Consider the following 20,505-nt stretch of genomic DNA (forward strand, 5'->3'; position numbering starts at 1 on the left):
TCGTCCGAGCCGGCGGCGGTGGTCTCCGCCGACCCGGCCCCCGGTGTCTCGGCCGGTCCGGCGGTGACGGTCTTTTCCGACGTGGCGGCTGGGGCCTCTGCCGACGTGCCGACCAGGGCCTCGGCCGAGCCGGCCGCGGTGGTCTCCGGCCGGACAGCCGAGGGCCCGGCCGACTCGGCGGGATCCCCGGGGCCGGAGGCGGGCCCGCCTGCCTCCGTGCACGGCACCAGCGCCGCCGTCCCGCCCCGGATCACCACAGCCGCGTCGTCCCGGTGGCACCACTCCACCTCCACCGACTGCGGTCCCGCCCGCCCCACCCGCCCGTACAGCTCGTGCAGACGCAGCCGCAGCCGGGTGTCCCGCGCGCGGGGCCGCAGCGCGGCGTCGACCGCGAGGGGGAGCGCCCGCACCGGAGCGCTCAGCAGGGGTTCGAGGGACACCTGGGGCAGGTCGCCGGACCAGACGGGCGTGCCGTCGGCGGCCCGGGCGTACGGCGGGCGGAGCCGGGCCGGGCGGGCCGCCAGCTCCCGCAGCCGGGACAGGTCGCGCGGCTCCGGGCAGGCCAGGACGACCCGCCCCGCCAGCCGGCCGGGAGCCACCGGGTTGCGCGCCCAGTCGTCCGCGTCGTACCGCGCGAGATGCGCCCGCGTGAGCTCCCACCACGCACGCCGGTAGGCGGCGTCACGCAACCCCAGTTCGCGCAGGTACATGCGCAGGTCGTGGTCGAGGAACTTGGCGCGCGACGCCCGCGCGAGTTCCTTCTGCCCGGCGCCCAGCAGGATCTCGTACGCCTGCCGGCACGCCTGCGTCCGGGCCCGCCAGTTGTCGACGCCGGCCCGGTCCAGCGAGATCGACAGCCGCTCGGCGGACCGCCGCACATGCCAGACGTACACCCGGTCCGGCACCAGGGCCATGCGCGGCGCCGCCGCCAGCACGCGCGCGGTGAAGACGACGTCCTCGTAGGGGAAGCGGCCCTCCGGGAAGCGGATGCGGTGTGTGCGCAGGAAGCCGGTCCGGTAGAGCTTGTTGACGCAGAGCGTGTCGTGGACCAGGCGGGGCCGCCGCGCGGGCCGCGGCACCACGGCGTGGTGGGCGTAGAGGCCGGGCTGCCAGGGGACCTCGCGGCCGGAGGGCAGTTCCCTGCGCACGCACAGGCCGCCCACCACCTCGGCGCGGGCTCCCGCAGCCGCCGCGAGCAGCGCGTCGACCGCGCCGGGCGGCAGCACGTCGTCGCTGTCCAGGAACATCACGTACGGCGCCGTCACCGCGTCGAGCCCGGTGTTGCGCGGGGTGCCGCAGCCGCCGCTGTTGGCCCGCCGCCGGATCAACCGCAGCCGGGGCTCCGACGCGGCCAGCCGGCCGAGCAGGTCCGCGCTGCCGTCCGTGGAGCAGTCGTCGACGGCGATGACCTCCCGCACGGCCGGGCCCTGGCCGAGCGCCGAGCACACGGCGTCCGTCACATGGGCGGCGTCGTCGTAGCCGATGACCACGACGGCCACGTCCTTGTCGGCATTCCTCACGGCATCCATCACCGCGGATCGTAAGCCGGGCGAATGACATGAAAGTGATAACACACCATCAAATGCCGCCGATCCGACCCGTGCCGAGCAGAATCGGGCCGTGACGAACGGACAGGCGAGGGGGAGCGGCCGGTTCGGCACACGCGTGCCGCCATCGGCGGTCCCCGTGGCGGTTCCCATGGCGGTGATGCTCGCGGTCGGGCTGTGGGGCCTGGACCGCGGCGGCATGTGGGGCGACGAGAGCGTCACCTTCCAGGTCGCGCGGCGCACGGTCCCGCAGATCTGGCGGCTGCTGCACGACGTGGACGCGGTGCACGGCCTGTACTACCTGGTCATGCACGCCGTCCTCGCCGTCCACCCGGACGAGGTCGTGCTGCGCCTGCCGTCCGTGGCCGCGGCGACCGCGACCGCCGGCCTGGTCGCGGCCCTGGGCGTCCGGCTGGCCGGGCGGCGGGTCGGCCTGTGGGCCGGCGTCCTGTACGCGATCACTCCGATGACCGGCCACTACGCGCAGGAGGGGCGGTCGTACGCGCTCGTCGCGGCGGGCGTGGCGGCGGCGACGCTGCTGCTGGTGCGGGCCGTGGACGCGGGCGGTGCCCCGGCGTGGTGGCCGTACGGGGCGGTCCTCGCGCTGACCTGTCTGCTGCACGAGTTCGCCGTGCTGGTGCTCTGCGCGCACGCCCTGACCCTCGCCCTGTGGCGGGTTCCCCGCGGGGTGTGGTCCGGCTGGGGCCGCGCGGCGGGCGCGGTGGTGCTGCTCGTGCTGCCGCTGGTGTGGGTCTCGCACGGGCAGGCCGGGCAGGTGGCGTGGCTGGTGACGCCCGGCTGGGACCGGATCGTGCGGCTGGCCCGGAACTTCGCGCCCGGCCCGGAGGGGGCCGCCCTGTGGGTGCCGCTGCTGCTGATGGCCGTGGGGCTGCGGGCGCGGCGCACGGCGGCGGTCGCGCTGCCGCTGCTGGTGGTGCCGCCAAGCATCCTGCTGACCGTCTCCCAGGTCCGGCCGCTGTACCACGACCGGTACGTGCTGTACGCGCTGGCGGGCGGGTCCCTGCTGGTCGCGGCCGGGGCCGGGCGGGTGGCCCGGGCGCTGGGGCGGGTGCGGTTCGACGGGCGGCGGGTGCGGATCGGCGGCCGGCAGGCGCACGCCCTGGCGGGGTGCGCGGGCGCCCTCGCGCTGACCGCCACCTTCCTGCACCAGCTGCCCGTCCACCGCCAGGACCGCGCGGCCGCGCACCGCCCGGACAACCTCGCCGTGGTCGCCGCGCTCGCCGTCCGCCAGATGCGCCCCGGCGACCCGGTGCTGTTCGCGCCGTCGGTGGGCAGGCTGGCCGCGCTGGCCTACCCGAAGGGGTTCGCCCGGGTGCGGGACATCGCACTGCGGGAGTCGGCGCCCCGGTCCGGGACGCTGTGGGGGCGCGAGGCGACGCCCCGGGAGCTGCGGCAGCGGCTCGCCTCGGTGGACCGCGTCTGGCTGGTCGCCGAGCGGGACGCGCTGGCTCCGGGCCGGTCACCGGCCGACCCCGTGGAGCGCACCAAACTGGCCGTGCTGGCCGGGGAGTTCACCGTCCGCGAGGAGCACGTCCATGGCGACGTGGTCCTGCGCCTGTACGCGCGGCTGCGGTCCGCCGAGGTGCCGCCCGGTGCCGCTACGACGGCCCGGCTGCCGGCGAGCCGCCCGGCGCCCCGGCGAGCGCGGCCGCGTCCAGCGCGGTGGTGAGCTCGTCGAGGCGGGCGCGCAGGGCGCGGATCTCGGCGGCCTCGAAGCCCGTCGAGACGGCGATCCGGCGCGGCACCTCAAGGGCCCGCCGCCGCAGCGCGGTGCCCTCCTCGGTGAGCCGCACCTGAACCGACCGCTCGTCGCGCGCACTGCGCTCCCGGCGCACCAGGCCGGCCGCCTCCAGCCGCTTGAGCAGCGGCGACAGCGTGCCGGAGTCCAGCCGCAGGTGCTCCCCGAGCTTCTTCACGGGCAGCTCGCCGTGCTCCCACAGCACCAGCATCACCAGGTACTGCGGGTAGGTGAGCCCCAGATCCCTGAGGATCACGCGGTAGACGCCGTTGAAGGCGCGGGAGGCCGCGTGCAGGGAGAAACAGATCTGCTGGTCCAGGCGGAGCCAGTCGTCGTCCTGCGTGTTCATGCCTCCAGGATAGCTCGCGCCCACCATTCAATTGCGCACAACTTAATTGTGTGCTCTAATTCTGGGTGTCGGGCGGCCCGGAAGCGGGCCGCCGAACGACGACCGAGAGGGAAGGTTTTTCCATGGACGCGCTCTACACCGCTGTCGCCACCGCCACCCACGGCCGTGACGGCCGGGCCGTCAGCTCCGACGGCGTGCTGGACCTCGCCCTGGGTGTGCCGCAGTCGATGGGCGGCAACGGCCAGGGCACCAACCCCGAGCAGCTCTTCGCCGCCGGTTACGCCGCCTGCTTCGGCAGCGCCCTCGGCCTGGTCGGCCGCCAGGCCAAGGTCGACGTCAGCGACGCCGCCGTGACCGCCGAGGTCTCCATAGGCAAGCAGGGCGAGGGCTTCGGGCTCGCCGTCACCCTCCGGGTGGAGCTCCCCGACAGCGTGGACGAGGCGACCGGCCGCAAGCTGGTCGAGCAGGCCCACCAGGTCTGCCCGTACTCCAACGCCACCCGCGGCAACATCGACGTCGACCTCGTCATCGAGTAGTCACCCGCCGCGCGTCACTCCCCGACCCGCGCCAGGACCTCCCCCGTCCGTCCGCTCCACGCCACCACCACGGCCTCCTCGGGCACCGGGTGCCAGCGCGTCAGCAGCAGCCAGCGCACGTGGTAGCGGCGGACGACGGCGGCCCGCTCGGCGCGGGTCGAGTCGTGGGCCAGGTAGGCGCGCACGTCGGCCGCCCGGCGCTTGCGCTCCGGCTCCTCCAGGGCCGGGTCGGGCCAGATGGGCGCGGCGAGGTTCGGCCCGTGACCGGCGAGGGCGTGGCTCGCGAAGTACCCGTCGGTGATCACCACCTCGCCCCGCCCGATGTGCCGCGCCGCCCAGTCGTACGACGGCCAGCGCGTCGGCTGCGCGAACCCCACCGGGTCGACGGAGCGCGGCACGACCGCCCCGGCGTGCACGGTGAGGAACCCGGCGCACACCCCGGCCGCCGCCGCCCCGCCCAGCACCCTGCGGGCCCGGCCCCAGGGCCGCGCCGCCGCCAGCTCCACCGCCAGGGCGAACTGCAGCGGCACCAGCACGGCCCACAGGGCCCGGGCGTACGTGTAGTGCCCGCTCACCCAGCCGTACGCCACCAGCAGGCACTCCGCCAGGAACATCCACACCAGCGGATCACGCGCCGAGCGGCGGGCCCGCAGCCACAGCGCGGGCAGGCCGAGCAGCGCCAGCCAGGAGTTGGCGAGCATCCGCTCGTACAACTGCCGGTGCATCGCGTCCATGCCGGTGTCGCCCACCAGCTCCAGCACGTCGTAGTACGGCCACGCCAGGGCGCAAGCCGCGCAGGTCGCGGCGGTGAGCGCCCAGCGTGCCGCGACCGGCCGGCGCCAGCCGCGCTGCCGGGACGCCACGACCGCCACCGCCCCGGTGAGCGCCGAGGCGGCCGTGACCGGATGTGTGAGCAGGATCAGCGCGTACAGGGCGCCGATCCCGGCGTACCCCCACCAGCCGCCGAGGCCGCTCGGGCCGACGAACCGCACGGCGGCGTCCTCCCGGGCCCGGGTGCCCGTCCAGGCCCAGGCCCAGAAGGTCAGGCCGATGGCGAGCGCGGACGGATAGCCCAGGTTCGTCGTCATCGACATCAGCCCGAGATAGCCGCTCCACAGGATCCGCGTGGTGCCCCACAGCAGCGTCATGAACAGCAGCGCCAGCACCGGCGCCCAGGGGCGTGCGGTCAGGCTCCGCACGAAACGGCCGAGCCCCGCCAGCAGCACCAGCAGGTGCACCGGCCCGGCGAGCTTCACCACCGCCCAGCCGGACAGCCCCGTCAGCCGCGCCAGCACGCCCTGTGCGACGGCGTACGGGCCGTAGTAGGGGCTGCCCTCGCCCGGCAGGTCCGCCATGGTGTGGGCCGGGTGCAGCAGGTCGTCCCTGAGGCGCTCGATCACCGCCGCGTGCTGCCCGGCGTCGCAGCACAGCGGGACGCGCCAGTACGCCAGCGTCATCACCAGCCAGAACAGGGCGCCGTAGAACTGGTACGGGGTGGGCCGTCCCGGTCGTCCGCCGCGCAGTGCCGTCGCGCCGCGCACGGCCCGCCGGACGAGGAGCGGCGCGCTCACAGGAGAGGGAGGGGGGTCTGGGGCATGCGCCGAATGTTCCCGGCCGCACGCCCGCCCTGACCCCGCGTCACTTCATCGGGTGAGCCCGCTACGCCCACCTGCCGCCGGTCCGTCGCACAGCGCCGCCTCCGCCGCCGCAGGCCAGCGCGCGAACCGGAACCGCGTCCGCTCGAAGGCCCCGGTGAGGTTGTGCCAGAACCGCTCGGCGGTGAGCGGCGCCCGCACCGACTCCTTCAGTTCGGCGAGCCGCCCGCAGTCCAGCGCGGCCCGGGCCGCCTCGACCGCCTCCCGCGTGGCCCCGGCCCGCAGCAGGTCGCGGTACGGCGGGTTGCGCACCGCCCACTCGGCGAAGACCCAGTGGTTGCGCAGGAACTTCTCGTGCCCGGGCCAGCTCCACCGCTCCAGCGCGAGATGCGCGCCGATCGGACTGGCCAGCCCCCAGGCGTCGTTGACATAGGCGTCCAGCGGTGCCGCCGCCCCCGTGACACCGAGATGACGCCCCACGACCACCACGTGGTAGGGGGAGTCGGCGCGCATCGGCGTGGCGTGCAGCCGCCGCCCGGCGTCGAAGTACAGCAGTGTCGGGCGGGGCGAACGGGCGGCCTCCGCCAGCATGCGGCGCCCCTCCGGCAGGGCGGGCCAGTTGCGCACCCAGGTGGCGGTGCGCACCGGGTTGTGGTCGCCGAGGCCCTCCACGTCGGAGCTGCGCACATTGAACGAGCCGGGCGTGCTGCGCACGTCGAACGGCGTCCGCAGCGGGCTGACCGCCGCGCACAGCCACACCACCAGCAGGGCGCCCGCCGCACCGGTGACCCGGTTCGCGGGCACGACCAGCACCGGCAGGAGCAGCAGCAGGAGCGCCGGGAGGATCATGCGGGCGTGCATGTAGTCGCCGCCGACGCGCACGACGTACCCGGCCAGCAGCGCGCCCGCCGCGAAGGGGGCCAGCAGCACCGCGAGCGAGACGCGGCCCGGTGCCCGCTCCACCCGCTGCCCCCGGGCGCGGCGCACCAGCAGCACGGCCAGCGCGCCCAGCACGGGGACGACCGGCCACAGCCAGTACGGCCCGAGCGTCTCCTGCACGTACCCGGCGCCCCGGCCCCAGTCGCTGGCGCCCGCCTCCTTGGCGATGGCCGGCAGCGGCACCAGGATCCCGTAGTACCCGGCCCGGAACACCTCGTACGCCAGCGGCACGGCGCCCGCCGACGCCAGCAGCGCCGCGACGCCCCGCCGGGACGGCCGCAGCACCCACCACTGCGCCGCCAGGAAGCACGCCGTGACCACCGCCAGATCCGGCCGGACCAGCGGCCCCAGCCCGAACACGAACGCCGCGAGGTACCTCTCCCGGGCCTCCTGGCCCCGCTTGACCCGCGTGAGCAGCCACCACGCCAGACCGGTCCAGCACGCGCCGAGCCCGCTCTCCAGACCCGAGGTCATGTACGACCAGAACGGCGGCACGGCCAGCAGCACGAACACCCCGGCCGGGAGCAGCAGCCCCGCGCCCCGGTGCAGCCGGCAGGTCGCGTACAGGGCCAGCGCGAAGCCGGCCGTGCTCAGCAGCAGGCCCAGGCCCACCGCGAGGAACGCCGGGTCCTCGCCGGTGACCCAGGTGGCGAGAGCGAGCAGCCACTGCCACAGGGTGCCGGTCGAACTCTCCGCCCGCTCCCCGACGTTGAACACGGGCCCGTGGCCGGCCAGGATCTGGCGGACCGGGCGCAGGTAGATCAGCCCGTCGTCGCAGATCCAGCGGCGCCGGTAGCCCAGCACGAACAGGGCCGCGGTGGGCACGGCGACCAGGGCCGCGTGCCACCACCGCACCGGCCCCGGCCGCCCGGCGGCGGCCCGCGGCCGGGCCGAGGCGGCCCGCTGGCCGGGCAGGGAGGGGACGGCCTCGGGGGTCGTGGGTGTCGTCATCTGTCGATCAGCGCCTCGGAGCGGGCGGGAACGCCCTCGGTCCGTCGGGCCGCGGGCAGCAACGCGCCGCCCCGCTCGCCCAGCATCAGCAGCCGGACCACCCGCTCGGCGGCCCGCCCGTCCTCGAACTCGCAGTACCGCTCCCGGAAACCCGAGCGCAGCCGCGCCGCCTCGTGGTCCTGCCAGGTGCCGGACGCGAACAGCCAGGCCAGCTCCCGGTACGAGCGCGACACATGCCCCGGCGCGTCGGCGGTGATGTCGAAGTACGCGCCCCGGCTGGCCGCGAACGCGCCCCAGTCGTCGGCGTGCACCACGACCGGCCGGTCCAGCAGGACGTAGTCGAACATCAGGGCCGAGTAGTCGGTGACCAGGACGTCCGAGGCCAGCAGCACGTCCTCGACGTGCGGCTCGTCCGTCGCGTCCACCAGCACGCCCCGCCGGTGCAGGTCCGACAGGCCGAGACCGCGCGCCACACCCCCGGCCAGGGACGGGTGCAGCCGGACGACCAGGGTGTGCCCCGGGCCCAGGTCCGCCGCGAACCGGGCCGGGTCGAACCGGTCGACATGGCCGCCCTTGCGGTAGTCCCGGCGGGTCGGCGCGTACAGCACCACCGTGTCGCCGGCGGGGATGCCGAGCCGCTCGCGCACCGCCCGGCCCCGCTCCGGAGCGGGGCCGACCAGCACGTCGTTGCGCGGGCTGCCGGTGCGCAGCGAGGTGAAGTGGCACGGGTACGCCCGCTCCCAGGCCCGCTCCGCGTGCCGCCCGGCTACCAGGCTGTAGTCCCAGCGGTCGGCCCGGCGCAGCATCTGCGGCACGTCGAAGCCGTGCCGCGCGCCCGGCTTGGTCAGCAGGTCGGCGCCCATGTACTTCAGCGGGGTGCCCTGGTGCGTCTGGATGTGGACGCTGCCGGGCCGCTTGGCCACGGTGCCCGGCCAGTTGACGTTGTTCACCCAGTACGTGGCCCGTGCCATGACCTCGTGGTAGCGCCGCGAGCCGACGATCACGTGCTCGACCCCGGGCGGCAGCGACTCCACCGCGTCCTGTCGCACCACCCACACGCCCCGGATGTGCGGGGCGATCTCACGGGCCTTGTGGTAGATCGCGGCCGGGTCACCGGTCACCCCGCGGTGGTGGGTCGCCGAGTAGACGGCCAGGTGGGGATCGAGCGGGCGCTTCGACTGGACCCCGTACCAGCCGCGCAGGGCGGTCTCCGAGGCCTTCCGGGCCACCCGGCGCCGCCCGCCCAGGGCGGCCGCGCGCAGGTCCCTGAGACCACGGGCCGTCGCGTAGGCCGCGTAGGGCGCCGAGGCCAGCAGCCGCATCTCCAGCCCGCGCCAGCCGTCCGGTTCCGGGAAGCCGCCCTCCGGGAGGTGCCGGCGGTGGAAGGAGCGGATCTCGCGGTAGAAGTCGCCCCGGTCCGCCGGCCGCACCCGGTCCTCTCGGGCCAGCACGAACAGCATGTGGTCCAGCGCCCGTTCCAGCAGCAGCGGCCGCGCCCAGTCGAGGTCGGGCCGCTGCTCCAGGAACGCGAACAGGCCCTCGTACTGCGCGAAGATCTCGAAGTGCCGGCGGCCCGGCGTCCTGGTGATCGCGCCCCGTCGGCGCTGCCGGTACTCCACGCCGATCCGGTCCAGGCAGGCGATGCGCTCCGCCAGCACCATCGACCGGTACGTTACCGGCGCGTCCTCGTACAGGCCCGGCGCGTACCGCAGGCCGTGCTCCTGGAAGAACGAGCGCCGGTACGCCTTGTTCCAGGCCACCAGGAACAGGTTCAGGTACTGCGGGCTCTCCCGGACCGTGAACGTCTCCAGGCCCGCGGCGGCCAGCAGGTCCGCCGCCTCGCTGCGCCCGCCCCGGCCCCACCAGTGGGTGCGCACGTGGTCGAAGACCAGGATGTCCGGGTCACCGGTCGTCTCCAGGCGCGCGGCGACGGCCGCCAGCAGACCCGGGGTGTAGTGGTCGTCGCTGTCGAGGAACAGGACGTAGTCGCCGGTCGCCTCGGCGAGTCCGGCGTTGCGGGCCCGGCCCAGACCGACGTTCTCGGCCAGGTGCAGCACCCGCACGCGGTCGTCGCGGGCGGCGTACTCGTCGAGGATCGCGCCGCTGCCGTCGGGCGAGCGGTCGTCCACGGCGATCACCTCGAAGTCGCCGTGGGACTGGCCGAGCACCGAGTCGAGACACTCGCGCAGGAAGCCCTGCACGTTGTAGACGGGGACGATGATGCTGAAGCGGGGCACTTCTTCGGTCAGCTCCTTGTGAGGGTGGCGGCGGGGGCCGGGACGCGCTCGGCGAGCGGCAGCACGGGCGGGAGCGACTCGGGCGGCTCGCCCAGCAGTACCCGGCGCACCACGCGCTCGGCGGCCCGGCCGTCGTCGAACTGGCAGAACCGCTCGCGGAACGCGGCCCGCAGCGCCGTGGCGGACTCGTCGGCCCAGCCGCCGTCGCGGAAGACGGCCGCCAGCTCCTCGGGCGTACGGGCGACCCGGCCGGGCGGGCACTCCATCAGGTCGAAGTAGACGCCCCGGATCTCGCGGTAGACGTCCCAGTCGTCGGCGTACACGACGATCGGCCGGTCCAGGTTGGCGTAGTCGAACATGATCGACGAGTAGTCGGTGATCAGCGCGTCGGCCGCCAGGCAGACGTCCTCCGAGGAGCGGTGCCCGGTGACGTCGATGATCCGGCCGCCGCCCCGGGAGGTGCCCCGGTCGTAGAAGTAGTGGGCGCGCAGCAGGACGACGTACTCGTCGCCGATCGCCTCGCAGAACTCCGCCAGGTCCAGGCCGGAGGCGAAGCCGGTGGCGTAGTCGCGGTGCGTGGGGGCGTACAGCAGCGCCTTCTTGCCGTCCGGGACGCCCAGTTCCTCGCGGATACGGGCCACGTCCTCGCCCGAGGCCGTGCAGTAGACGTCGTTGCGCGGATAGCCGTACTCGAGGGTCTCGTGGGCGCCGGGGAAGGCCGACTCCCACATCTGCGTCGAGTGGCGGTTGGAGGTGAGGTTGTAGTCCCAGCGGTCCACCCGGGCCAGCAGCCTGGCGAAGCTCCCGGTCGCCGCCGCCACCACCGGGTACGTCGACTGGTCGGCGCCCATCTTCTTCAGCGGCGTGCCGTGCTGCGTCTGCAGGTGCACGCTGCCCGGGCGCTTGACCACCGCGTCCGCGAAGTTGGCGTTGTTGACCAGGTACTTGGCGCGGGCCAGCACCTCCCAGTACTTCCGGCTGCCGATCACCGCGTACTCCACGCCCGGCGGCATGCGGTCCACCGCGTCCGGCTCCACCAGGAACACCGCCCGCAGGTGCGGGGCGAGTTCGCGGGCCTTGGCGTGGATGGCGGCCGGGTTGCAGGCGTAGCCGCGGCCCCAGTACGCGCAGTACACGACCAGGTTCCGGTCGAGCGGCAGGCGCAGCTGCGCCGCGTACCGCAGGCGGGTGCGCAGCCCGCGCGGGCGGGGGAGCAGCGCGGCGGCGCCCGCGGCCCTCCGGTTCGCGGCGCGCAGCACGCGGAACGCGGCGTAAGCACCGGACGCCAGCAGCCGGTGCTGGACCCCCAGGCTGCCGCCGGGCGCCCGGTAGCCGGCGGGGAGGTGCCGCCGGTAGAGCGCGCTCGCCCGCCGGAAGAAGGCACGCCGCCCGGCCGGCAGCCGCCGCGGGTGCGCCGCCGTCTTCAGCACGGTGGCGAACAACTGCTCGAACAACGGTGCCAGCCGCGGTGCGGGCAGGCCCTGTTCCGCCGCCTCGGTCAGGACCAGCTCGGCCTGGTCGAGCAGCTCGGCGTGGTGCGCGCCGGGCAGGTTCAGCCGGTTGCCCTGCCGGCGCAGCAGGTGCCGGACGACGACCGCGCGCAGGGCCGCCGCCCGCTCCGCCCGCAGCGCGACCAGACCGCCGAACCCGACGTCGGTGAAGTGGTCACCGGGGAAGGTCAGGTCCCGCTCGGCGAGGAAGGCCCGGCGGTAGGCCGCGCTCCACGCCGGGAGCACCACGCCCGTCAGCCGCGGCGCCTCGTGCGGGGCGAAGGCCCGGTCCGGCGTCCCGGCCAGCAGGGGGGCGGCCGGGTTGGTCGGCTCGCCCTCCCACCAGGGGGCGCGCTCGTGCTCGAAGTACAGCACGTCCACCTCGCCGGTCTCGCCCAGCCGGGCGTCCAGCGCCGCCAGCGCCCCCGGGACCAGGACGTCGTCGCCGTCGAGGAACAGCACATGGCCGCCGACCGCCGCCCGCAGCCCGGTGTTGCGCGCCCCGGCCAGACCGGCCGACGGCGGCGAGTGCACCGGCGTCACCCGGGAGTCCCGCTCGGCGTACCCGGCGACGACGTCCGCCGCCGGCGCGTCGGGCGCGTCGCACACCGGGATCAGCTCGAAGTCGCCGAACGACTGGGCGAGGATCGAGTCCAGCGCCTGGGACAGCCGGCCCGCGACGCCATGGGACGGGACGACGATGCTGAAGCGGGGCATGCTGCTCTTTCTGTCGGGGTGTGCGGGCTACGGGGCTGCCGGCCGTCTCAGGCCGCGCGTGGGCGGCCCGGGCGCCCGGACGGGCGCCAGGAGGACGGACGGCTGGGCGTCGGCCGCGACGGGCTGGAGGGCATGGGACTTCCCGGAGTGAGAACCGTGGGTCAGAGGCGGTCGGTGAGGGCGGCCGCGTGCGCGCCGGCCGGGTGCGGCACGGTGGCGAGCGGCTCACGCGCCAGCGCGGAAGCCGCCGACGGCACCGGACGGCGCTCGCCGAGCGGCACCACCGGCGGCAGCTCCGTCTCGCCGAGGACCACCCGGCGGACGACCCGCTCGGCGGCCCGGCCGTCGTCGTAGGTGCAGAACCGCTCACGGAACGCCGAGCGCAGCTGCGCCGACCGGGAGCCGCGCCAGTGGCCGGTGGCGAAGATGTCGATCAGCTCGTCCTCGCCGCGCGCGACCGCCCCGGGCGGAAAGGCGCGCAGGTCGAAGTAGGTGCCGCGGGCCGCCTGGTACGCCTCCCAGTCGTCGGCGTGGATCACGATCGGCCGGTCCAGGTTGGCGTAGTCGAACATCAGCGACGAGTAGTCCGTGACCAGGGCGTCGGAGGCCAGGCAGAGCGACTGGACGCTCGGGTGGTCGCTGACGTCGACGACCCGGCCGCAGGTGGTGGCCAGCGGGGCGTCGTAGGCGTGGTGGCCGCGGGCCAGGACGACGAAGCGCGGGCCGAGGCGGCGCGCGATCCGCTGCAGGTCCAGGCTGCGGTACGGGGAGCGCCGGTAGTCGCGGTGGGTCGGCGCGTACAGGATCGCCACCGTGCCCTCCGGGATGCCGAGGGAGGCGCGCAGCCGGGTCACGTCCGCCGGGGTGGCGGTCAGGAACACGTCGTTGCGGGGGTGGCCGTACTCCAGCGTGGTGTAGCGGCCCGGGTGGACGCGCTCGTGGGTCAGGGTGCTGTGGCGGTTGGCGGACAGCACGTAGTCCCACTGGTCGACGCCCCGCAGGAGTCCGGCGAAGTCCCGGCCCCGGGCGGCCGCCGGGCGCTCCTGGAGGTCCAGGCCGATGTGGCCCAGCGGGGTGCCCTGCCCCGTCTGGATCAGCACCTGGCCCCGGCGCTTGGCCAGGCCGGGGTCGAAGTCGGTGTTGCTGACCAGGTACCGGGAGCGGGCGAGCGCCGTCCAGTAGGCGGCCGTGCCGGGGACGAGGCGGCGCGGGCCCGGCGGGACGGTGTGGTGGTGCTCGGGGCGGGCGATCCACGCCGTGCGGATGTGCGGCGCGAGATCACGGAACGCGCTCTCCAGCGCGCCCGGGTCATCGCCGTGGCCGCGGCCGTCGTCGGCGGCGAAGACGGCCCGGTCGGCGCGCAGCGGCAGGCAGCGCTGCGCGCGGTAGTGGGCCCGCAGGACGGCTCCGCGCACGCCCCGCAGCAGCTTCCCCGTCCTCCGGGCGAGGCGGCGGTGCAGGGCCGACGCCAGCTGGAGCGCCCGGTAGGTGCGGTGCAGGCCGAAGCGGATCAGGACGTGCTGCACCCGGGCGCGCAGCGGGACGGGGACACCGGGGGTGCGGTAGCGGCGGTAGTGGGCCCGCGCCCGGCGCAGGAAGTCGGCGCGCGAGCCCTTCGGCAACCGGTCCCGCCGGGAGTACACGATCGCCAGGTGATGGACCATGCGGCGGAACAACACCGGCCGCCACCGCGCCAGTTCCGGGTGCTCCTCCAGGAACGCGAACACCCGGTCGTACTGTTCGAAGACGTCGAAGTGCCGCTCGCTGGTGGTGCGCAGGATGCTGCCGAGGCGTCGCTGCCGGTAGTGCACGCAGACCCGGTCCAGTGTCGCGATCGACTCCGCGGTCATCAGCACCGGGTACGTCCACGGCGTGTCCTCGTACAGTCCGGGCGGGAAGGCGAAGCCCTGTTCCTCGACGAACTCCCGTCGGTAGGCCTTGTTCCAGGCGACCATCAGCAGCCGCAGCAGGCCCGGCCGGTCCTCCAGGCGGAACGGGGCCGGGCCCTGCTCGGTCAGCTGCAGGGCCGCCTGGTTGCGGACCGCCTCGCCCGTCCAGTAGGTGCGCGCGTAGTCGAAGACCAGGACGTCCGGATCGCCCGTCTCCTTCAGCCGGTCGGCGACGGCGCGCAGCGCGTCGGGCGTGAGGGTGTCGTCGCTGTCGAGGAACAGCAGGTAGTCGCCGCTCGCGCGGGCCACCCCGGCGTTTCTCGCGCGGCCCAGGCCGACGTTCTGCGGCAGGTGGACAGGGAGCACGCGCGCGTCGCGGGCGGCGAACTCGTCGATGATCGCCCCGCACGCGTCCGGCGAGGCGTCGTCGACGACGATCAGTTCCAGATCGGGACAGGACTGGGAGAGCACCGATTCGAGGCACTCGTGCAGGTACGCCTGAACCTGGTACGCGGGGACAATGACACTGAACCTGGGCAAGAGGCCATCCATCGGTCGGCGCGGGCGTTCGGCCCGGGAACGGCCGGTGGGGCCGGTTGGTTACGGCGGCTACGGCATCCGGGGGAACGCCGGAGGGGCGGGCCGCATCCGGCCCGCCCCTCCAACCGCCCTTTTCCGAAAGCTATTTGACCGCTCCCGCCATCACTCCGGACACGAACTGCCGCTGGAACGCGAAGAACACGGCCAGCGGGACCACCATCGAGATGAACGCGCCGGGTGCCAGCACGTCGATGTTGTTCCCGAACTGCCGTACCTGCGTCTGGAGTGCGACCGTGATCGGCTGGCTCCCGGAGTCCGAGAAGATCAGCGCGACCAGCATGTCGTTCCACACCCACAGGAACTGGAAGATGCCCAGCGAGGCGATCGCCGGAGCGCCCAGCGGCATCACGACCCGGAAGAACAGGCGCAGTTCGCCCGCCCCGTCCAGCCGCGCCGCCTCCAGCAGCTCCCGCGGGATCTCCGCGAAGAAGTTCCGCAGCAGGAACACCGCGAACGGCAGACCGAATCCGACGTGGAAGAGCACCACGCCCAGCACCGAACCGAAGATGCCGATCTTGCCGAAGAGTTCGGCGATCGGGATCAGCGCGACCTGCACGGGCACGACCAGCAGGCCGACCACGCCCAGGAACCACCAGTCACGGCCCGGGAACTCCATCCAGGCGAAGGCGTAGCCCGCCAGCGAGCCGATGATCACCACCAGCAGGGTCGCCGGCACGGTGATCCACACCGTGTTGAGCAGGCTGCTGGTGATGTCGTCGTTCTCCAGCAGCTTGGAGTAGCTGTCGAAGGTGATCTGCGACGGCTCGGTGAACACCTTCCACCAGCCGCTCGCCGCGATGTCCTCCGGCGAGCGGAGGCTGGCCAGCAGCAGACCGATCGTCGGCACCAGCCAGAACAGGCCGACCACGATGAGGAACACCCGCACCAGTCCGCCGCTGACCCCCTCGACCAGCCGGGACGCCAGCGAGTGCTTCGCCTTGGCCGGGCCGGTGGGCCGCGCCGCCTCGCCGGACCGAACGCCCGCGTCCGCGCTCATCGCCGCACCTCCCGCCTCAGCCGCCGTACGTTGAACCACATCACCGGGATCACGAGCAGCAGCAGGAACACCGAGATGGCGCTGGCGATGCCCGGCTGGTCCTCGGAGAAGCCCTTGCGGTACAGCTCCAGCGCGAGCACGTTCGCGTCGTCCTGCGCGGAACCGGGAGCGATGATGAACACCAGGTCGAAGATCTTCAGCACGTTGATCATCAGGGTGACGGCGACGACCGCGAGGACCGGCGCCAGCAGCGGCACCGTGACCCGTCTGAACACCTGCCACTCCGTCGCGCCGTCGACCCGGGCGGCCTCCAGCAGCTCCCGGGGCACGCCCGCGAGCCCGGCCGCGATCAGCACCATCGCGAAGCCCGCCCACATCCAGATGTACGCGCCGATGATGGACGGGGTGACCAGGGACGGGCCGAGCCAGTCCAGGCCGTTGTACGGCTGCTTGAAGTTGCTGTCGGGCAGCCTCAGTTGGGCCCCGTCGGCCGAGGCCGGCAGCGTGAAGGTGCCGTCGGCGCCGGCCGTGGTGGAGGCCACGACCCTGCCGTCCTTCACGGCCTCGATCCGCATCCCGGCGTAGCCCAGTTCGGAGGAGTCGACGCTGTTCAGGGTGCCGACGCCCTTGCCGCGCGTGAAGTCCTGCCAGGTCGTGCCGGTGACCTTGTCCGGCTCGGGCTTCGGCGCCACCGCCGGCTTCGCGCCGTCCGGCATCAGATCGGGCGCCACGCCCACCAACGGCAGCGACACGGCCTCGCCCGCGCGCACGGGCGACTTGGTGATGAACGCGCCACCGCCCGCCGGCTCCAGCGGCGACTGACGGCCCGGGTGGGCCTTCGGGAACGCCGACGACTGGGCGAAGGTGTCGTGCACGCCCACCCACACCGCGTTCGCCACGCCCCTGTCCGGGTCCTGGTCGTACACGAGGCGGAAGATGATGCCCGCGGCCAGCATCGAGATCGCCATCGGCATGAAGACGACCAGCTTGAACGCCGTGCCCCAGCGCACCCGTTCGGTCAGCACCGCGAAGATCAGGCCCAGGGCCGTGGCGACCGTCGGCGCGAACACCACCCAGAAGACGTTGTTCTTCAGCGCGGTGCGGATGCCCTCGTCGGTGAAGAGGGCCTTGTAGTTGTCGATGCCGGCGAAACCGTCGCCGGACTGGTCGTAGAAGCTGCGGACCACCGAGTACCCGATCGGGTACACCACGAGCGCGCCGAGCAGGACGAGCGCGGGCAGCAGGAACAGCGCCGCGACCATCCTGCGCGTGCCGGTCACACTCCTGCGCGACTTGGGAGCGGCAGGGGGCTTGACGCCCCCTGCCGCCGTGGCCGACGTCATGACGTCAGTTCCCGTACGCCGCGGCCGCTTCGGACTCCAGCTTCGCCTGCGTGCCCGCCACGTCCTTCGGGTTCTTCAGGAAGTCCTGGAGGATCTTCCACTCACCCTTGCCTGGCGTGCCGCCGAAGGCCTGCGGGGCCTGGTCGGACATGTCGAAGCGGAAGTCGTCACCGGCGTCGATGAGCGCCTTGGCGATCTTCTGCTGCACCGGGTTCGGATACGCGGAGTCCTCCACGTTCTTGTTGGGCGAGAGGTAGCCGCCCAGCTTGGCCTGGATCGTCGCCGCGTCCGGCGAGGCGAGCCAGGTGGCCAGGGCCTGCGCCCCCTTCGAGTCCTCCAGGATCACGGCCGCGTCACCGCCCGAGACCACCGGCCCGTTGTCCCCGACCGCCGGGAACGGGAACACCTTCGCGTCCGTGCCCACCTTCATGGTGGTGGGGATGTTGACCTGCGCGAAGTCGCCCGCCGCGACCATGGCCGCCTTGGGCTGGTCCCCGCCGGTGAAGACCTGCGTGACGGAGGCCGGGAAGTCGGTCTGCAACGCCCCGTTCGCCCCGCCCGCGATGTAGTCCGCCTTGCCCCAGACCTGCGCGAGGGTGGTCAGCGCGTCCTTCACGGACGGGTCCGTCCACTTGATCTCGTGCTTGGCCAGCTGGTCGTACTTCTCCGGTCCTGCCTGGGAGAGGTAGACGTTCTCGAACCAGTCGGTCAGCGTCCAGCCCTCCGAGCCGCCGACGGAGAACGGGGTGACGCCGGAGTCGTAGACCGTCTGGGCCGTGTTCAGCAGGTCCGGCCAGGTCTCGGGCTCGCTCGCCCCGGCGTTCTCGAAGACCTGGTTGTTGTACCAGATCAGGGACTTGTTGGCGGCCTTGTAGTAGACGCCGTACTGCTTGCCGTCGACCTTGCCGATGTCCTGCCAGCCCTGCGAGTAGTTCTCGCCGAGCTCCTTCTGGGCTTCGGCGCCCAGCGGCTTGGCCCAGCCGCGGTCCACGGCCTGCTTGATGGCGCCCGGCTGCGGCAGCATCGCGATGTCCGGCGGCTGCCCGCCGGCCACCTTCGAGCCGATGAAGTTGATGATCGGGTCCTGGGCCGGCACGAACGTGACCTTGGCGCCCGTGCGCTTCTCGAACTCCGCCAGGACCTTCTTGAAGTTGGCCTGTTCGGTACCGGTCCAGACGGCGGCGATCTCCAGGCTCGTCCCGTCCAGCTTGGGGAGGGTGACGCTGTTGGCGGTCTCCTCGGAGGTACCCGTGTCTCCACTGCTGTCGTTGCCGTCGTCGCCTCCGCAGGCGGTGAGCGAGAGCGCGAGCGCTCCCGCGGCGACGGCCGCCGCCGCCCTGGTGGCTCTGCGGCTTCGGGGGGTCGCCTTGTCCCGCTCGGGCGACCAGCGGTTCCGGATGGTGCTGCTCGTCATGCGCATGACTGCCCCGTTCTTCGTTCCTCGTCGAACGTCGAGCGCGCTCCCGTGCGATCTGGTCTACGCCCGGGTGTGCGGGGGCGGCAAGATGGCGTCGGCTGTCAAGCGGGGGATCGTGACTCCCTCGTGACCAGGGACGCGGCCCCGTGGCGCCGGGCGGGCCGACGGCCGTCCCCCTTCACAGCAGGGACGGCACCCGCGCCGCCGCGACCTCCCGCGCCGCCCTTTCCAGCGCGCTGGCCAACAGTGCCAGGTCGGTCGGGCCGTTTCCGAGTTCCCGCACCGGACGCCGGGCCGGAGGGTCACCCATGCGGTGCCATTCCAGCGGCACGACCGTGGGGCGCAGGGTCGCGGTCCGGGGGATCCGGCCGGTGACCCGCCCGCCCTGGAACGGCGTGACCCGCCCGTCCGCGCAGGTGAGGCTTCCCCGGCCGGGAGCGGGCTCGTCGGGGCCCGTGGCCGGGGCGTCCAGCGTGACGCGGAGGGTGGCCCGGCGGACCGGCTCCGTCTCCGCCGTACGGGCGCACGGGCCGGTGGCCGCCACCAGGTGCACGCCGAGCCGCTCGCCCTCCCGGGCCACGGCCTCCAGGGCGCGCATCACCGATCCGGCCGCGGGGCGTCCCGTCGAGCCGAGGGCGGGGGAGACCAGGGCGTCCAGGTCGTCCACCACCACGACGAGCCGGGGGAGCGGAGGCGCCGCCGCCTCCGTCTGCCGCCGGGCACCGCCGGGTCGCAGCCGCAGCGTGGAGCTGGACGGGCTGTCCAGGTCCCCGGTGGCGGTCTCACCCTGCTGGGCACCGCGGGCGGTCGCCGTGCGCTGGGCGACCATACGGCCCTTCAGCTCACGTCCCGTGTGCCACTCGGCGAAGTCGCTCCGCCCGAGCAGCTCGGCCCGGCGCTTCAGCTCGGCGCTCAGCGACTGCGCGAACTCCCGCATCCGCACCGGGTCGTGCGCCGTCAGATACGTGCTCACGTGCGGGACGTCCGTGCACACCCGCAGTCCCTCGCCCGGCCCGCCGCCCGCGCCCGGGCCACCCCGGCCGTCGACCAGCACGATGCCGAGCCGGTCCGGCCGCTCGGCGGCGGCCAGGGACGCGACGACCGCCCGCAGCAGCTCCGTACGGCCGCTGCCCGGCGGGCCCTCGATCAGCAGATGCGGTCCCTGCGCCGCGAGGTCCGCACCGACCGGGCCGCGCGGACCGGCCCCGAGCACCGCGCGTACCCGGCCGCCCAGCGCGTCGGTGTCGTCGGCCGCGTCCGCCCAGCGGGCCATCAGCGAGGCCGGGGTGGCCCGGGCCAGGCCCAGCTCGTCCAGCAGCCGGGCCGCCTGCGGCAGCGGTGCGGAGACGCGCGGCTGCCGGTCGCTCGCGGGGCCGTCCGTCCGCAGCGGGGCCAGCGCCCGCGCGAACCGCTCGGCCCAGGCCGGGGAGACGGCGTCGACGGTGGCGATGGTGCCGTGCCCGACGGGACCCGGCGCCGCGCCGTCGGCGCCGACCCGGGCGACGCGCGTCAGCCGCAGCGCGGTCGCCACGTCCCCGCTGAGCAGCGCGACCGCGCCGCACTGCCGGAAGGTGGGCGCCGCGGAGCAGGCCGCCTCGTAGGTGTCGCTCACGGGGGAGGCGGGCGAGGCGGCGGCGGTCTCGGCCAGACAGATCACGTGAATTCCGGCCCGGGGCCCCTCCACGGCCAGCCGCGCCACGGCTTCCCGCAGATCGGCTCCGCCGGGGTCGCCGTCCACGACCAGGACCGTGTACGGCCCCGGGAAGCCGTTCGCCCCGGCGGGGACCGCGTCGTCCCGGGCCCAGGAGGGACACCGGGTCCCGGGCGGGGGCTGGGCCGGGGGGTGCTCGCCAGGAGGGCCGGCGGGGCCGGTGGCCGCTGGGGGGCGGACGCCGGGGGCGCCTGTGTCGCCGGGCTGGTGGACGCCGGGCACGCGCGCGTCGGGCTGTGGGGTCCGTGTGCCCGGGGTGCGGTGCTGGGGGCCGTCGCTGCCGTGGGGCTGGGGGGCAGGGGCGCCGGGGATGCGCGCGTGGGGCAGCGGTCCGTCCGCACCCGGGGCGTGGGCGCCGGGGCCGGCGGTTCCGTGGGTGGGGGAGGCCGGGACGCCGGAGCCGTCGGCGGGCCGGGCGTTGTCCGGGA

At 74.4% G+C, this 20,505-nt stretch carries 13 protein-coding genes; 2 read left to right on the forward strand and 11 right to left on the reverse strand.

Annotation, left to right across the window (positions count from 1 at the left end; translation table 11 throughout):
- On the reverse strand, positions 1–1,529 hold a 1,529-nt coding region (locus tag RIN80_RS04230; protein ID WP_309094111.1), incomplete at its 3' end, for a glycosyltransferase.
- A gap of 169 nt (positions 1,530–1,698) precedes the next feature.
- On the opposite strand from RIN80_RS04230, the gene RIN80_RS04235 reads away from it, so the two are divergent.
- Positions 1,699–3,237, forward strand: a complete 1,539-nt coding sequence (locus RIN80_RS04235) for a glycosyltransferase family 39 protein (protein WP_309094112.1) — start codon at positions 1,699–1,701, stop codon at positions 3,235–3,237.
- On the opposite strand, the gene RIN80_RS04240 is transcribed toward RIN80_RS04235, so the two are convergent.
- Positions 3,167–3,655 (reverse strand): MarR family transcriptional regulator, encoded by a 489-nt coding sequence (locus RIN80_RS04240; RefSeq protein WP_309094113.1) that lies wholly within the window; start codon positions 3,653–3,655, stop codon positions 3,167–3,169. The genes RIN80_RS04235 and RIN80_RS04240 overlap by 71 nt on opposite strands.
- 122 nt (positions 3,656–3,777) lie before the next feature.
- Between RIN80_RS04240 and RIN80_RS04245 the strand changes: the two genes are divergently transcribed.
- Entirely contained in the window at positions 3,778–4,191 is a 414-nt protein-coding gene (locus tag RIN80_RS04245; protein ID WP_309094114.1) for an organic hydroperoxide resistance protein, read from the forward strand.
- Positions 4,192–4,205: 14 nt separating this feature from the next.
- Here RIN80_RS04245 and RIN80_RS04250 read toward each other — a convergent pair whose 3' ends face one another.
- The 9 genes from RIN80_RS04250 to RIN80_RS04290 all read right to left on the reverse strand — a co-directional run.
- On the reverse strand, positions 4,206–5,762 hold the full coding sequence (locus RIN80_RS04250) for a hypothetical protein (protein ID WP_309094115.1): 1,557 nt from the start codon (positions 5,760–5,762) through the stop codon (positions 4,206–4,208).
- A gap of 72 nt (positions 5,763–5,834) precedes the next feature.
- Entirely contained in the window at positions 5,835–7,676 is a 1,842-nt protein-coding gene (locus RIN80_RS04255; RefSeq protein WP_309094116.1) for a hypothetical protein, read from the reverse strand.
- Complete coding sequence (locus RIN80_RS04260; RefSeq protein ID WP_309094117.1) at positions 7,673–9,913, reverse strand: bifunctional glycosyltransferase family 2 protein/CDP-glycerol:glycerophosphate glycerophosphotransferase; 2,241 nt, start codon at positions 9,911–9,913, stop codon at positions 7,673–7,675. Before RIN80_RS04260 ends, RIN80_RS04255 begins: the two co-directional genes overlap by 4 nt.
- 8 nt (positions 9,914–9,921) lie before the next feature.
- On the reverse strand, positions 9,922–12,120 hold the full coding sequence (locus RIN80_RS04265) for a bifunctional glycosyltransferase family 2 protein/CDP-glycerol:glycerophosphate glycerophosphotransferase (protein WP_309094118.1): 2,199 nt from the start codon (positions 12,118–12,120) through the stop codon (positions 9,922–9,924).
- Between the two features lie 161 nt (positions 12,121–12,281).
- The gene (locus tag RIN80_RS04270) at positions 12,282–14,549 is read right to left on the reverse strand and encodes a bifunctional glycosyltransferase family 2 protein/CDP-glycerol:glycerophosphate glycerophosphotransferase (RefSeq protein ID WP_309094119.1); all 2,268 of its coding nucleotides are present in this window, start codon (positions 14,547–14,549) and stop codon (positions 12,282–12,284) included.
- A 142-nt stretch (positions 14,550–14,691) separates the two neighbouring features.
- A complete protein-coding gene (locus tag RIN80_RS04275) occupies positions 14,692–15,606 on the reverse strand; it encodes a carbohydrate ABC transporter permease (RefSeq protein WP_309094120.1) in 915 nt (304 codons plus the stop codon).
- Positions 15,603–16,949, reverse strand: a complete 1,347-nt coding sequence (locus RIN80_RS04280) for a carbohydrate ABC transporter permease (RefSeq protein ID WP_375141608.1) — start codon at positions 16,947–16,949, stop codon at positions 15,603–15,605. Before RIN80_RS04280 ends, RIN80_RS04275 begins: the two co-directional genes overlap by 4 nt.
- 4 nt (positions 16,950–16,953) lie before the next feature.
- A complete protein-coding gene (locus tag RIN80_RS04285; RefSeq protein WP_309094121.1) occupies positions 16,954–18,369 on the reverse strand; it encodes an ABC transporter substrate-binding protein in 1,416 nt (471 codons plus the stop codon).
- A gap of 175 nt (positions 18,370–18,544) precedes the next feature.
- Positions 18,545–20,505: FtsK/SpoIIIE domain-containing protein (locus RIN80_RS04290; protein WP_309094122.1), on the reverse strand; the 1,961-nt coding region annotated here is incomplete at its 5' end.

It is taken from the genome of Streptomyces sp. (genome assembly GCF_031181705.1).
In the GTDB taxonomy this organism is placed as follows: domain Bacteria; phylum Actinomycetota; class Actinomycetes; order Streptomycetales; family Streptomycetaceae; genus Streptomyces.